The 16,372-nt window shown below is 29.6% G+C and carries 13 protein-coding genes; all 13 read right to left on the bottom strand.

All coding sequences use genetic code 11. The features are described 5' to 3' along the window. Nucleotides 1-640: 640 nt before the first annotated feature. Entirely contained in the window at nucleotides 641-1,795 is a 1,155-nt protein-coding gene (dnaJ, locus tag KGF36_RS01165) for a molecular chaperone DnaJ (protein WP_227432574.1), read from the bottom strand. Between the two features lie 208 nt (nucleotides 1,796-2,003). Further along, nucleotides 2,004-3,851, bottom strand: a complete 1,848-nt coding sequence (dnaK, locus tag KGF36_RS01160) for a molecular chaperone DnaK (RefSeq protein WP_227828207.1) — start codon at nucleotides 3,849-3,851, stop codon at nucleotides 2,004-2,006. A 93-nt stretch (nucleotides 3,852-3,944) separates the two neighbouring features. Then, nucleotides 3,945-4,565 carry a nucleotide exchange factor GrpE gene (gene grpE / locus KGF36_RS01155; RefSeq protein WP_227432572.1) on the bottom strand — a complete coding sequence of 207 codons (621 nt, stop codon included), beginning with the start codon at nucleotides 4,563-4,565 and terminating at the stop codon, nucleotides 3,945-3,947. Between the two features lie 29 nt (nucleotides 4,566-4,594). Next, nucleotides 4,595-5,614 (bottom strand): heat-inducible transcriptional repressor HrcA, encoded by a 1,020-nt coding sequence (hrcA, locus tag KGF36_RS01150; RefSeq protein ID WP_227828206.1) that lies wholly within the window; start codon nucleotides 5,612-5,614, stop codon nucleotides 4,595-4,597. 102 nt (nucleotides 5,615-5,716) lie between these two features. Then, on the bottom strand, nucleotides 5,717-6,892 hold the full coding sequence (hemW, locus tag KGF36_RS01145) for a radical SAM family heme chaperone HemW (protein WP_227842140.1): 1,176 nt from the start codon (nucleotides 6,890-6,892) through the stop codon (nucleotides 5,717-5,719). 173 nt (nucleotides 6,893-7,065) lie between these two features. Next, the gene (locus KGF36_RS01140; protein ID WP_227842137.1) at nucleotides 7,066-8,379 is read right to left on the bottom strand and encodes an APC family permease; all 1,314 of its coding nucleotides are present in this window, start codon (nucleotides 8,377-8,379) and stop codon (nucleotides 7,066-7,068) included. A 231-nt stretch (nucleotides 8,380-8,610) separates the two neighbouring features. Then, nucleotides 8,611-9,948 (bottom strand): CCA tRNA nucleotidyltransferase, encoded by a 1,338-nt coding sequence (locus tag KGF36_RS01135; protein ID WP_227828203.1) that lies wholly within the window; start codon nucleotides 9,946-9,948, stop codon nucleotides 8,611-8,613. 161 nt (nucleotides 9,949-10,109) lie between these two features. Then, entirely contained in the window at nucleotides 10,110-11,915 is a 1,806-nt protein-coding gene (lepA, locus tag KGF36_RS01130) for a translation elongation factor 4 (protein ID WP_227861032.1), read from the bottom strand. A 282-nt stretch (nucleotides 11,916-12,197) separates the two neighbouring features. Beyond that, nucleotides 12,198-12,446 (bottom strand): hypothetical protein, encoded by a 249-nt coding sequence (locus KGF36_RS01125; RefSeq protein WP_227828201.1) that lies wholly within the window; start codon nucleotides 12,444-12,446, stop codon nucleotides 12,198-12,200. Nucleotides 12,447-12,475: 29 nt separating this feature from the next. Continuing rightward, nucleotides 12,476-13,483: a stage II sporulation protein P gene (gene spoIIP / locus KGF36_RS01120; protein ID WP_227828200.1), complete on the bottom strand. Its 1,008-nt coding sequence runs from the start codon at nucleotides 13,481-13,483 to the stop codon at nucleotides 12,476-12,478. Between the two features lie 17 nt (nucleotides 13,484-13,500). Next, nucleotides 13,501-14,451: a GPR endopeptidase gene (gene gpr, locus KGF36_RS01115; RefSeq protein WP_227828199.1), complete on the bottom strand. Its 951-nt coding sequence runs from the start codon at nucleotides 14,449-14,451 to the stop codon at nucleotides 13,501-13,503. A gap of 485 nt (nucleotides 14,452-14,936) precedes the next feature. Continuing rightward, on the bottom strand, nucleotides 14,937-15,671 hold the full coding sequence (locus KGF36_RS01110) for an alpha/beta fold hydrolase (RefSeq protein WP_413840287.1): 735 nt from the start codon (nucleotides 15,669-15,671) through the stop codon (nucleotides 14,937-14,939). Between the two features lie 75 nt (nucleotides 15,672-15,746). After that, entirely contained in the window at nucleotides 15,747-16,268 is a 522-nt protein-coding gene (locus tag KGF36_RS01105; RefSeq protein ID WP_227828197.1) for a helix-turn-helix domain-containing protein, read from the bottom strand. Between the last annotated feature and the right edge of the window lie 104 nt (nucleotides 16,269-16,372).

The raw sequence follows: 16,372 nt of genomic DNA, 5'->3' as shown, positions 1-16,372 counted from the left end.
TAAAAATCTTATACACATAATATATATTTCTTTACATATACATATATTTGACTAAATACATATTTCTTTACATACATATCTAGCCTATTACCTAACCATACATACATATTTCTTTACACATGTACATATCGAAAGCAATTTTTTACGTAAATTTTTCTAACTAAATTATAAGCAAATATGCAATTTGCAAAAGTTTTAATTCTTACAAATAACTTTAAAACTTAGATGCTTTGGCTATACAATATGACTACTTTACTACCAAAATTTTAAGTCTAGGCAATTCCAATAATTATCCCAGCTTTTGAGTTTTTCCAGTACTTAATATAGCACTAAAAGCATCTAACTTTATTTCATAGATTATAATTGAGTTTTCTTCATCATTTGGCTGTGCCACATCCGTTCCCACTGGAATCACCCCTTTCTCTTATTTGATTATATTATAGCATATTATATATGTAGGGACAAGCATTTTTCAGAAAATTATTTATATTCAGTTTTATTTTTTTTAATAAAAACTATTTTTATATATTTATAAAATTAAAAATAGCCAATATAAAAATCATATTATATTAATTCAAAATCTTATAACTAAATAATTTAGATTCTAAAGAATATGATTACATTATATTGGCTATTTTAACTACTTTTTCTTAAACATATCTTCTATTTTCTGTCCGAATGTTTTTTTCTTTTCGTGGACGTTCGACCCGCACTCCTTCGCAAATTCTCTTAATAGATCTTTTTGCTTATCATTTAATTTTTTAGGAATCTCGACTACAACTTTAACATATTGGTCTCCTCTTGAATTACCTCTAATTCTAGGAATTCCTTTTTCTTTAAGTCTAAATACAGTTCCAGTTTGTGTTCCTTCTGGCACACTATACTTAACTTTTCCATCCAAAGTAGGTACTTCTATCTCATCACCTAAAGTTGCTTGAACAAATGTAATTGGCATTTCAAAGTAAATATCATTTCCATCTCTAGTAAACAGTGGATGAGACTTTACATTAACTACAATGTACAAGTCTCCTCTTGGAGCACCTTTTTCTCCCACTTCACCTTGACCAGCAAGTTTTATCATTTGACCATCATCTATACCTGCAGGTATATCTACTTCTATAGTCTTAACTTTTCTTGTATTTCCAGTTCCATGACATTTGCTACAAGGAGATTCAATTACTTCTCCAGTTCCATTACAAGTACTACAAGGTCTTGAGCTTGCTATATTTCCAAATGGAGTTCTTTGAACAGTTCTAACTTGACCAGTTCCATTACAAGTTGAACAAGTTTTCTTTGATGTTCCTGGTTTTGCTCCAGTTCCATCACACTCATCACATTCTTCACTTCTATTTAACTTTATAGACATTTTTTTACCAAATGCAGCTTCTTCAAAAGATATAGTAACATTTTGTCTTATATCTGCACCACGTTGAGGACCTCTTCTTCTTTGTCTTCCACCTCCGAAGCCTCCTCCAAACATGTCGCCAAATATATCTCCAAACATATCTTCAAATCCACCAAAGCCTTGGCCATTAAATCCACCTTGGCCTCCAAAGCCTCCTTGACCATTTAGCCCATCATGTCCAAATTGGTCATAAGTCTTTCTCTTTGTATCATCTGAAAGTACTTCATAAGCTTCATTTATTTCTTTAAACTTTTCCTCAGCCTCTTCATCACCAGGGTTTCTATCTGGATGGTACTTCATTGCTAACTTTCTGTAAGCTTTTTTTATCTCTTGAGCTTCTGCACCTTTACTGATACCTAAGACTTCATAATAATCCCTTTTTGTACTCAAAAATTGACACCACCTTCATTTTACAAAATGATAGCTTGTAGAATAATAAACTACAAGCTATCATTAATTCTTATATTCTACTTTAAGTTATATAATCTATGATATATTATATTCTTTATGATGTATATTGTCCATATATCTTTAATATCTATATGATTTTCATAAATAATCTATTCTTCAATTATCATTTGATGTTATATTATATAGCTTATTTATCTTCATCTACTTCTTTAAAGTCAGCATCTACTACATTGTCATCTTTAGGTCCATTATCTTGAGCTTGCTCTGCACCTTGGGCTGCTTGCTGTTCTTGTGCTGCATTTTGGTACATTTCTTGAGATACTTTTTGGAACTTAGTCATTACTTCTTCTGTAGCTTTCTTAAGCTCTTCTGCTGTAGCATCTTGATTGTCTTTTACAACTTTTAAGTCTGCTATTGCTTTTTCTATATCTTCTTTATCACTTGCACTTATTTTATCTCCAAGTTCATTTAAAGTTTTTTCAGTTTGATATATAGTAGATTCAGCTTGGTTAAATGCTTCTATTTTCTCTTTCTTTTGTTTGTCAGCTTCTGCATTCATTTCAGCTTCTTTTATTTTTTGTTCTATATCTGCTTCTGATAAATTAGTGTTTGATGTTATAGTTATTTTTTGTTCTTTTCCTGTACCTAAATCTTTAGCTGAAACATTAACTATACCATTTGCATCTATATCAAATGTAACTTCTATTTGAGGTATTCCTCTTTGTGCTGGTGGTATATCAGTTAATTGGAATCTTCCTAAAGTTGTGTTGTCATAAGCCATACTTCTTTCACCTTGAAGTACATGTATATCAACAGCTGTTTGATTATCAGCAGCAGTTGAGAATACTTGTGACTTCTTAGTTGGTATTGTAGTGTTTCTTTCTATTATCTTAGTCATTACATTACCCATAGTTTCTATACCAAGAGATAATGGAGTAACGTCTAGTAGTAATAAGTCTTTAACATCTCCTGCTAAAACGCCTGCTTGTATAGAAGCTCCTGCTGCAACACATTCATCTGGGTTTATACCTTTATGAGGATCTTTTCCTATAAATTTCTTAACAGCATCTTGAACTGCTGGTATTCTTGTAGAACCACCAACTAGTAATACATCATCTATTTCACTTGTAGAAAGTCCTGCATCTTGTAAAGCTCTCTTAGTTGGTTCCATAGTTTTTTCAACTAAACCTCTAGTTAATTCTTCAAATTTAGCTCTTGATAAATCTATATTCAAATGTTTTGGACCTTCTGCTGTAGCAGTTATGAAAGGTAAGTTTATGTTTGAATTCATTGTTGATGATAATTCTTTCTTAGCCTTTTCTGCTGCTTCTTTTAATCTTTGAAGAGCCATCTTATCATTTCTTAAATCTACACCTTCAGCCTTTTTGAATTCATCTGCTAAATAGTCTATTACTATTTGGTCGAAGTCATCTCCACCTAATCTATTGTTACCAGCTGTAGCTAAAACTTCAAAAGTACCATCACCTATTTCAAGTATAGATACGTCAAAAGTTCCTCCACCTAAGTCAAATACTAATATTTTCTTTTCTTGGTCTAATTTGTCCATACCATAAGCAAGTGCAGCTGCTGTTGGCTCGTTTATTATTCTCTTAACATCTAACCCTGCTATTCTACCAGCATCTTTAGTAGCTTGTCTTTGAGCATCTGTAAAGTACGCTGGAACTGTTATAACTGCTTCTGTTACTGTTTGTCCTAAGTAACTTTCTGCATCTGATTTTAATTTTTGTAATATTATTGCTGATATTTCTTGTGGAGTATATGATTTTCCATCTATATTTACTTTGTAATCAGTTCCCATGTGAGTTTTTATTGAAGTTATTGTTTTATCTGCATTTGTAACTGCTTGTCTTTTTGCAGGTTCTCCAACTATTCTTTCACCATCTTTTGTAAATGCCACTACTGATGGAGTAGTTCTCATACCTTCATTATTTGCTATTATTTGTGCTTCTCCACCTTCTAATACTGCAACACATGAATTTGTTGTTCCTAAATCTATTCCTATTATTTTTCCCATGACTAAAAATCCTCCTTGAGTAATTGTATAATTAAATTTTACTTATTTGTGTATTTTATATTAGGCTAAATATTTTAACCTTAATTTATATACTTAGCAAGAAACTTTAACCATTGAAGGTCTTATAACTTTAGTTCCTAGTTTATATCCTTTTTGAAGTACCATCACTATTTGATTTGCTTCTACTCCATCTACACTCTCTTGCATAACTGCTAGATGTAAGTTTGGGTCAAATTCCTTAGATTCTGCTTCTATTTCTTCTACTCCAAATTTTACTAGAGTATCTATTAATTGCTTATGTACAAGGCTTATACCCTTATACATAGTATCTTCCTTATCTTCACATGCATCTAAGGCTCTTTCCATACTATCTATAACTGGTATTAACTCAGTTATTATTTTCTCATTTGCAAACACACCAATTGTTTCTTTTTCTTGTTGAGTTCTTCTTCTATAGTTTGCATATTCGGCTTGAAGTCTTTGATATTTGTCATTTAATTCATCTACTTCATCTTTTAATTTTTTTTCTGCTAATTTAGAATTTATATCTGTTACATTTTCATCATCAGCTTTTTCTTCATCAGTTTTTTCGCTTGACTCTTCACATTCTTCATTAACAACTTCATCTTCTAACTCTACTTGAGTTTCAGATTCTTGGTTAATAGAAGTATCATTTTCTTCTTTTACTTCTTGTTGCTCATTTTTTTTATCCAAGACTTTACACCCCTCAATTTAAAATTTCTTTACTTTCTATTAATTAATAAACTCATATAATTTATTATAGAGTAAATTCTAGCGTAATCCATTCTTGTAGGTCCTATGAAGCTTATTCGCCCAACTAAGTCTCTGTCTACATTATAAGTTGCTGTAACTATACTACAATCCTGTGCCAATTTACAATCATTATCACTACCAATTATTATATTTAGATTTTCTTTTTGTATTCCCTTTGATTTAATTATGTCAGCTATTGTTTCCTTTCTTTCTAACATATTTAAAAATGACTTTGCTTTTAACACATCATTGAATTCTGGATAACTAAATATATTAGTGGCTCCATTTAATGATAGAGAAAAATCTTCTTCTTCCATATTTGAGTTTAGGGCATTTAAAAGTTCATCTATAAACCCTGAATACTCACTTATTTCATATTTAATAAAAGCAATCAGATTATCATCTAAATCTGTTATACTTTTTCCTGAGAGCTTCTTTGTAAGATTATCAGAAATCAAATTTAACTTAGATTGATCTAAATATACATTAGTTGTAAGGTTAGCTTTTTTTAAGTCCCCTTTATCTGTTACAACTATAAGTAAAATATTATTGTCATTCATAGCAACTAACTGTATATGCTTTATGACGCTTTGATTTATCAAACTCTTAGTAACTGCTACAGTTGTGTAGTTAGTTAATTGAGATAATAGCTTAGACGTTTCATGAATTAATTCTTTTATATGATTTATGTTATGATTCATACATTGTTCAATAAGAATCTTATCATTATCATCCAATTCACTTTTACTCATAAGAGAGTTTACATATAACTTATAGCCTTTTTCAGATGGTACTCTACCCGCAGAAGTATGTGGCTGAATTAAATATCCTAATTCTTCAAGGTCAGCCATTTCATTTCTTATGGTGGCAGCACTAACACCTAAATCATGCCTTTTAGATATTGTTCTAGAACCTATAGCTTCAGCTGTTTCTATATAATCTTTAACTATAGCTTTGAGGATATTTAATTTTCTTTCATTTAATTCCATATTATTATACCTCCTAGCTGTTAGCACTCACTAAGTTCGAGTGCTAAAAAGATTATATATATTATATACCATTATAAATTTATTTTGTCAACACCTTAAAAATCATTCCATAAATTCTATAAATATACTATTAGATATTTCTCTTCCCTTTTGAGTTAATTGTATGCCCTCAAAGCTTTGGTTTATAAGGTTTCTAGCTAGTAACATTTCTATCTGCTTACTGTATTTTTCTCTAAAATCTATTCCAAATTTTTTTTCAAAATCTTTAAATTTTATTCCCTTATTCATTCTAAGACCCATAAATATCTTTTCTTCTATCATATCTTTTATAGAAAGATTTTCACTATCTTCTATTGGCTTCTCTCTTTTAATCAGACTTAAATGATAATCCTCTAAAGATTCTAAATTATTATATCTATTATTATCAATATAACCAGAAGCTCCTGCTCCAAGACCTATATAATGTTCACATTCCCAATATAAAATATTATGTTTACAATTATAGCCTTCTTGTGAGTAATTTGATATTTCATATTGGTTGTATCCTTTTGACTTTAAATAGTTTATTGTATACTCATACATTTCTATATCTATATTTTCATCTATAAGGTCAAATTGATTATTTTCATACATATTATATAGTTCAGTACCTTCTTCTAATATAAGAGAATATGCTGATATATGTGTTGGATTTAAATCTGTAACTTTTTCAAGAGTTTCCTTCCAATCACATAGTGTCTGATTAGGAAGACTATACATTAAATCTACATTAATATTTTTAAATCCTACACTCAGTGCATCCATATAGTTTTTCTCAAATTCTTTATAACTATGTATTCTTCCTATAAAGTTCAAATGCTTTTCTTGGACAGCTTGTAACCCTATGCTAAGTCTATTGATACCAACTTCTTTCATAGTTTCTAATTTTTCTAGTGTAAGTGTACCAGGATTACATTCTATAGTTATTTCTGCATTTTTATCTATATTGAATTTTTCTTTTATACTTACAAATACTTCTCTTATTTCTTCAGATGTCAAAATACTAGGTGTTCCTCCACCTATAAATATACTTGTTATTATATTGTTTTTGTCTAAATTGAAATCTTCTTTATTTTTGTATTTATCATCTCTATTTAATTTATTGCTGTGTAACTCCATTTCTATTTTCAAATCTTCTATATATCTTTTTTTTGAATCTAGGTCCATTTTATAAGAATTAAAGTCACAATACTTACATTTTTTCACACAAAATGGTATATGTATATAAAGTCCTAACATTTTATATTCCTCATTTCTTAAAATTATCTTAAAGCATCAGTTATTAAATTATAAATCAAACAAAATAACTCATCAAGCCACATATAAAACATTTTCACTATGTAATATCATAAAAAATTTGGATAAAAGTAGATTTTTACTTTTATCCAAATTTTTTAACTTAAAACAAATGATTATCTTTTCTTCATATAATAATAAACTGGTAATCCAAGTATGGTTATGAATATACCACCTAAGGATATTGCTGTTGAAGTCAATATTTGATTTATTATTACAAATAACCCACCTAATATAGCTATAATTGGTATTATTGGATATAAAGGAACTTTATATGGTCTGTGTAAATCTGGTTGTTCTCTTCTAAGCCTTATAACCCCAACAAAAGTCAATACATAAAATACCCATATTGAAAATATAGTTAAGTCTGTCAAAAGATTAAATTGACCAGATAAAGCATATATACATGCTAATACAGTTATAAGCAGTATTGAATTTACAGGAGACCCACCATAATTTACTTTTAATAAAACTTTAGAAGCTGGCAAAGTTCCTCTTTCAGCTAATGTATATGGTATTCTTGACCCTGTTAATAAATATCCATTTAATGTACCAAACACTGATATTAATATACCCACAGTTATTACTTTTCCACCTAAATTTCCAAATAATTTTGTTGCAACTAATGTTGCTGGTGAAGTAACAGTTGCTAATTCACTTGCTGGTACAACCCGAAGATATGCTACATTTATTATAATATAGACTGCCATAACTAATGATAACCCACCAACTATTGCTCTTGGTAAATCTTTTTCTGGCGATTTCATCTCGCCTGAGATAGCCCCAACATTTATCCATCCATCATATGCAAACAATGTTGCTATTAATACTTGTCCAAGTGCGCTTGATACATTAACTCCATCACCTACAAATGGATTTAATACTTCACTACTTTGACCTTTAATAAATCCAAAGATTATTATTAGAGCTAATGGTATCATTTTTCCAATAGTAGCTACAGTCTGAACTTTTCCTCCCAATGATGAACCTATTATGTTAAGTAATGATAAAAACAGTATTACTCCAATTGCTATTGGAAGCACAACTGACATATTGTTCGGACTCATATTTAAAAGTTCAGATGCTTGTTGGGCAAATATTACCCCTAATGCGGCTGATGTGCCTGGAAAAAATAATACAGTTTGCATCCATCCAGTTAAAAATCCTAGTTTTTCTCCATATATCTCTTCAATATAAATCATCATACCGCCAGTTTTTGGGATAGCAGCTGATATTTCTGTAGCTGTAAGTCCAGCAGTTATTGTTATAAATCCACCTAAAAGCCATGCTATAATACCTAGACCTGGAGCTCCATTAGTTGTAGTATATATTGCCTGTGGCTTAAAAAAAACTCCCGAACCTATAACCATACCTACAACAGTAGAAAGAGCTGCTGAAAGACCAATAGTCTTTTGTAGTTGAGTACGCATGATGTCCCTCCTCACTGTTTTATAAGTGCATAAAATATTAATTTTATAAATTTATGGTTTTAGTATTCCCAAAGTTTTTTTTTATATTAATTTACTAATTTTATATTAACTTACTAGTTTTATATTAATTTGCTATACATTTAAAATTATAGAATATCAATCTTTAAAGATTGTCTATTTTTTAAATGTGGATTATATTTTCTATCTTAAATTAAAGTTTAATCTTCTAGCTTAAAATGTGTATATATCTAATACTCTTTCTTTTAAAATTTCTTTTTCATTTAGTTCTGGATTATTGATGACAATTTCAAGCATCTTATTTAATAGATACCCTATATCTTTACCTGGTTTAACACCTATAGACATTAAATCGTTTCCATTAATAGCTAAGTCTTTAATATGAAAGCATTCATTTTGGCTTATTATATGTTTAAATTCCTTTTCACTCTCAATAAGGTTTAATATTTTCTGTTTTGCATATTTTGGGTTTTTAGCAAGTGTGTCAGCCCAATTAACTTTTATTAAATCTTCAAATAGTTCAATGTCTCCCAGTTTATTTAATAACTTTTTAATAATTTTTCTTTTTGGTTCTATTCTATAATCATGATATTGTATTAATATTAGAACTTTATTAATAGTATAATTATCATACTTAAGCCTCTTTAAAATTTGCTTTGCTATTTTAACAGACTCCCTACTGTGACTATAAAAATGGTCAATTCCATTTTTATCAGTCGTTTTAGTAATTTTTTTACCCAAATCATGAAATAACATTGTAAGCTTTAGATATAATTCATCTTCAATTACTTCAGTAGCTATCAAAGTATGTTTCCCAACATTATAAATATGATATGGATTATGTTGAATAACATCTTCTAAATCACATATTTCAGGAATTATAAATTTCAATAATCCTGTTGAAATTAATAAATTTAACTTAGATGAATCAGATACTAGCATTTTATTGAATTCTACTTGAATTCTTTCCATAGACACACATTTTATTAAATCTGCTTTTTTGTATATGCTTTGTTTAGTACCTTCAGCTATTTTAAAATTAAGCTGTGCAGAAAACCTAATCGCTCTAAGCATTCTAAGTGCATCTTCTTCAAATCTGTCTATTGGATTTCCAACGCAACGAATACACTTATTTTGTATATCCTCACAGCCATTAAATGGGTCAACTAATCCAGTCTTTGAATTGTATGCAATTGCATTAACAGTAAAGTCTCTTCTTGACAAATCCTTAACTATATCATTTGTAAATTCTATTGAATCTGGATGTCTACCATCACTATAGCTTCCATCTATTCTATATGTTGTCACTTCAAATGGCTCATGTTCAATCATGACTGTTACAGTACCATGTTGTATACCAGTTGGAATAGTTCTTTCAAATATCTCTACTACTTTTTCAGGTCTTGCACTAGTTGTTATATCCCAGTCATTTGGAATTCTTTCTAATAAACAATCCCTCACACATCCTCCAACTACATATGCCTCATAACCATTTTTTTCTAATTCTTTAATTATATAATCCACTTTTTTAGGAATTTCTATATTAGTCATAAATATCACCTTTTTTTATTTTTTCTTTAATATACACTTACTTATATTCTCTATGTGTTTAATTAAAATATACCACAAAAAAACTAGATTAATTTAGAAATAATTCTAAATTCACTCTAGCTTTTAAGTATTTTTATCTAAATTTATAAAAATTTAATAAATTATTCATCCAACTTAAGTACAGACATAAATGCTTTTTGAGGAACTTCAACAGAGCCAATTTGTCTCATACGCTTCTTACCTTCTTTTTGTTTTTCAAGAAGTTTCTTCTTACGAGATATATCTCCACCATAACATTTAGCAAGTACATCTTTTCTTAAAGCACTTATTGTCTCTCTTGCAATAACTTTATTACCAACAGCAGCTTGTATAGGTATAGCAAATTGATGTCTTGGAATTTCTCCTTTTAATTTCTCACACATTGCCTTTCCTCTAGGGAAAGCACGAGTTTCATGTACAATAAAACTAAGTGCATCAACTTGCTCTTTATTAATTAAAACATCAAGTTTTACAAGAGTAGATGCAACATATCCCTTAATCTCATAATCAAGAGAACCATATCCTCTAGTTCTTGATTTTAAGGCATCAAAGAAATCATAAACAACTTCATTAAGAGGAAGGTCGTAATGAAGCATTACTCTTCTCTCATCTATATATTCCATGTTTAACATATTTCCACGTCTTTCCTGGCAAAGTTCCATAACAACACCTACATAATCTTTAGGAACTATTATATCTCCTTTTACTATAGGTTCTTCTATCATTCTTATCTCAGCTACTTCTGGTAAATTTGCAGGATTTTGTATCATTACAACTTCTCCATCAGTTTTTGTAACTCTGTATATAACAGATGGTGCTGTAGTGATTATATCAAGATTAAATTCTCTTTCAAGTCTTTCTTGCATTATTTCCATATGTAAAAGACCTAAAAATCCACATCTAAACCCAAACCCTAGTGCTGCTGAAGTTTCAGCCTCATATTCAAGAGCAGCATCATTTACTTGTAATTTTTCAAGAGCATCTCTTACATTTTCATACTTTTCACCTTCTCCTGGATATATACCACAATATACCATTGGAGTAGCTTTTTTATATCCTGGTAAAGGTTCTTCTGTAGGATTATTTGAATCTGTTATTGTATCCCCTACACGACAACTTCTTATATCTTTTATACTAGCAGCAACATAACCAACATCACCTGCTGATAATTCACTAAGTTCAGTTTGCCCTGGAGCCATAACACCAACTTCAGTTACTTCAAACTTTTTCTTAGTATTCATCATTTTTATTGTCATACCTTTTTTAACAGTTCCTTCAAACACTCTAACATAGGCTACAACACCTTTATAAGCATCGTAATAAGAGTCAAATATTAACGCCTTTAATGGAGCTTCATTATCTCCTTTAGGTGCAGGAACATTTTTTACAATATCTTCTAAAACATCTTCTATATTTAAACCTGTTTTAGCTGAAATAAGAGGTGCTTCACTTGCATCAAGCCCTATTATATCTTCAATTTCATGTTTTACTTCATCTGGTCTTGCACTTGGTAAATCTATTTTATTTATTATTGGTAATATTTCTAAATCTTGGTCTATTGCAAGATACACATTAGCTAAAGTCTGTGCCTCAACACCTTGTGCTGCATCAACTACCAATAATGCTCCCTCACACGCAACTAAACTTCTTGATACCTCGTAATTGAAGTCTACATGTCCTGGTGTATCTATAAGATTTAAATAATATTCATTTCCATCCTTCGCCTTATACATTAATCTTATATTTTGGAGCTTTATAGTGATTCCTCTTTCTCTTTCAAGATCCATGTTATCGAGTAATTGACTCTTCATGTCTCTTTCACTGACAAGCCCCGTTTGTTGTATTAATCTATCAGCTAAGGTAGACTTTCCATGGTCTATATGTGCAATTATACTAAAATTTCTAGTTCTACTTTGTTTATTGTCCACCTTAAATTCCCTCCTCTTGATTATTCTTATAGTTATCATTTTATATTATATAAAAACTTTTTATATATCAAATTTTAAATTTTTGAATATAAACTAATTGGCATTAAACAAAATTATCCACATTATATGTGGATTATCAAGCCTAACACTAAATATTATATAATATCATAAACTTAAAGTAAATCCTATAAAAGATAGTTAATGTATTTTTATTTTATACAATTAAAGATACATAACTAAAATAAGGCTTATTTTAATCAATAAACCTTATTCACTTATTTACTACTTATTAAATTTTTCAACAATTTTGTGTATATCAAAATTTGGTATATCAAGCTTTGTAATATCAAATTTAATACTTGAGAAATAATTATGTTGTTTTATTCCCAACATACTTTTAGCATTACTGTCAACTATAAATACACAAACTGATGTACCTATAATCATAATAACTAAAAATATAATTCTCATAATATACTTATATTTTCTTTGTTTACTTTTACCTTCTATATTTCTTTCTAATCGGCTCATTCAACATGCTCCTAATTATACTAAACAATCTAATTTTTTTGTTTAAAATATTCATCTAAAATTTCAGCAAGATACTTTGTAGTAGCCTTAGATTCTTCTATACTTGTTGCATTATTTCCAATTTCTATTAACATGTGATTTTTAACTGCAAATTGATTAAATCTAGCATAATCTTTTTCTACTATTGGAGACACCAAGCCTGGATATTTCTTTTCAGCAAAAGCAGTTATATCATCTGCTAAAGCTCTAAGCTGTGCTTTATTTTCATTTTTTCCTCCTACAACAAAGAAGAATTTAGATACTCTCTCTCCATTTATCATAGTTGTATATTTTAAATGGTCTTTTTCTTTAGTGGCTGGATTAGTTAAATCCCTAGCATCCCTATGTAAATCTATTGCTATGTCCACTGTATTATATTTAGGGAGTATACTTTTTATTGTTTTTAAACTACTTGCATAAGAGTTATTATAAGATGGATAGTCATGGTATTTAGTAGTATGGACTACACCCCATCCCTTACTGTCTAAAGCACTAGTTAATGCATTTCCTACTTCCATTACTGAATTTTTCTTATCTCTTGAATGATAATTTCCATCAGGTGAATTTGAATAAGTTTCACATCCATGAGTATGATATATCAAGATTCTTGGATTTTCTTTAGTCACTCTTAAATCATCTTTATAATCTTCACTAGATGCAGTACTAGTTTCAGTTGTATCTGAGTTTTTTGACTCAATGTCTGGAACATTTTCTTTACCAACATAAAGTTTTATATATTCTTTTTCACTTTCTTTCTTATTATCAGCTTTACTTACATCCTCAGATTTTTTATTTTCATCTTTACTTTCTTTACTTGTTTCTTTATTTTTATCACTCTTTTTATTTTCTGTATTATTTCCTTCGACTTTAGCTTCTGGATAAGATGAATTTACTAAAAATTTCAAAAAGTCATCTTGATTTAAAGCCAATGATTTTCCTGGTAAAATGCATGCTAATATAAAAGTCAAGGTTACTACTTTAATGCATTTTTTAAACATATTTGCTCCTCCTTATTTTACAATCTACCTGGATGTAAAGACCTATTTAGACCTTCACTTATTATTATAGATAGATTTTCAATTGTATCATCTATATCTTTTGGTGTTACGATTAAATTCTTATCATATGGGTCTAATGAATCTTTTATTAGATGATATTTTTCTTCTTCTTTAAGTTTTTTCAACATATTATAAAAACTTTCTGTTTCTTCTGACTGAGATATTAAATTATCTATTGCCATATCCAAAACATCTATAGTAAGAGTTGCTGCGTCAACCACAGTTGGAACTCCTATTGCAATAACATCCACTCCTAAAGTTTCTTTAGTGAGAGATTTTCTTGTATTACCAACACCTCCACCAGGTGATATTCCTGCTGTTGATATTTGTATAGTAGAGTTTACTCTTTCCATTTTTCTTGATGCTAGTGCATCTATTGCTACTACTCTATCTGGCTTCACTTTCTCAACTAATGACTTCACTACTTCACTAGTTTCTATCCCAGTAACACCCATAACCCCTGGGCTTAAAGCTGATACCTCAGTAAAATCATCATCATAATCCTTGTTATAATTTTTAAAGAGATGTCTAGTTACCAGTGTTTTAGATACACTTTTTGGACCCAATGCATCAGAAGTAATATTTCTATTTCCAAGACCAATTACTAGTGTCTTTTTGTTTTTGTCTTGTCCAAACACATCTACCAATTCATCTTTTAAATAACTTATCATTTCTTCTCTTGACTCATCATCATCAAACTTCATAAGATTACTTTCTAGGGTTATATATTTTCCTATATCTTTGTTCATTATCTCTGAACCTTGTTCATCTATTACTTCAACTTTTGTTACAATACAATTTTCTAATTCTTTAGTTTCTATTTCTACCCCAGGAATACTACTTCCTTCTTGAGACTTTTCACACATTTCACTAGCTTCTAAAGCTAAATCTGTTCTTACATTAATCATATAAACCTCCAGTATAAATTAAATGCTAATTATAATTGTTAACAAAATTTAGTATTTTATAACAAAAAACTATAAATTTATTTAAAACAAGTAAAATTAAGGCTTTCAATGTAAGAAAATCGAGTTTGGTCAGTAAATGGTCAGTAAACTTCCTTATCTATCATTTATTTACAAATATAAAAAGGTAGCAACTATTTACATAGGCGCTACCTTTTAATCTATTTATCACTTTCTTCCCAAGATTTCATTCATTATATATTTCCTCTAAAATAATTAAATGATAAACATATTTTTGAAAGTGTTTATTCAACTTTTTGAAGGGTTTAAAGATGTTCAATCATAAAAAAATGCTCTCTAAAGTACCTTTCTTGTTTTATTGGTTGAAGCCTAATGCAGATAATGTCTTAGCATAATAGTAAATAGGCATGTTCTTTGTTGCATCTTCTAAACTTTATGTTCATAGTAGAATGACTTCTTCACTTCATTTATTTCTGTTGAAAGAATGGTTCAGCAATTGCTAGCCACTCATTTGGAAGATAAAGAGAGAGATAACCATGATTATAACCTTTAGCTTCATAAATCCTACATGAGGCCACATAAGACTGAAACATTTTCGCAGAGTTTTTGACACACTTCATTTCTTTTTCTCCATACCAGTACATCACTTGTGCCATGGTTTTTTTGATGCTATCCTTAAGTGTATATTGCATCATATAAGTACGATACATATTATATAATGTTTCTTTTCTGACATGTGGCATATCCTGCATATAATATGCTTTGATTTCATCTGGGTACTGCATATTTTTAGGTAATAGCTTTGGCATCATAGCAATTTGAAAACGACAGGCCTTCTCACTAAATAGAAGTCCTCCACAAAAACGAATACCAGCAATACAAAACCTTGCCATAGTAGGTCTTGGGTAGCATATACTACCATCAATAATTGCCTTTTGGGTAATATCAGGTTTTCGAGATAAAAGCTCCATCACAATTTGACCACCAAGTGACACACCACACAAAGCAAAAATATGACCACCACATTCTTTATCTATATATTCTACTAACTTGTCTGCTGTATCCTCTGTGGAAATATATGTATTCTCATATTCTTCTCCATGACCATCCAATGTAGGAAGTATTACATAATAGTTTTCAGACAAGACCTGTGCTTGTCGTAAATAGTTCCACCATGCGTTCCCACCTCCATGAATCAACATTATATGTGGACTTTTTTTATTTCCAAATTCATGAAATTTCATATGTCACCTCTCCTTATAAAAATAAAATGAATGTTATTTCTTCTTGTCATCATCCACTACAGGTGGAGAAGATATAATTGAGAGTTTTCGAAGCCTTAGATTCGATTTAGGTTTTTGATCTACATATGGTTTCAATAAATTAGCTATATTTTGAAGAAGATCTTTATATTCATTATCAGTCATATATAACAATGCTGAAGTAAAAAGTACATTATCTTTTTTATGGTCTTGATTTTTCCTGCTAAAATACTCATTCATTTCCTGCATTAACCCTATATGAAATGCTGTAGAAAGTGCAACAAATGCCTCACCTTCCATTGGCACTTCATCTTCCTTTAGTGCATAAACCTTTTCAATCGTACCACGCACACGATTTTCTTTGACTACTTCAATCATATTATTCTCTTCTAAAATTTTGACATGATGATAAACCGTTGCGCGAGGAATATCATTCAAATACTTCACTATATCAGATGTACGAACACTGCCATGAAGTCGAATATACTGTAAAATACGAAGTCTAGCAGGATTTAGAATCAATTTTACTACATCCATCTTATCATCCCTTTCTTTAATCTATAAAAATATTATAGTCTATTCAACTGTTCAATGTAAAAACGTTAAAAATCATGTTAGTTTTTCGATATTTATTTTATTGT

This window comes from Clostridioides sp. ZZV14-6009 (assembly GCF_020658095.1).
Taxonomy (GTDB): Bacteria; Bacillota; Clostridia; order Peptostreptococcales; family Peptostreptococcaceae; genus Clostridioides.
Note: the sequence above shows the minus strand (reverse complement) of the source record. Positions and strands in the feature narration are given on the sequence as shown.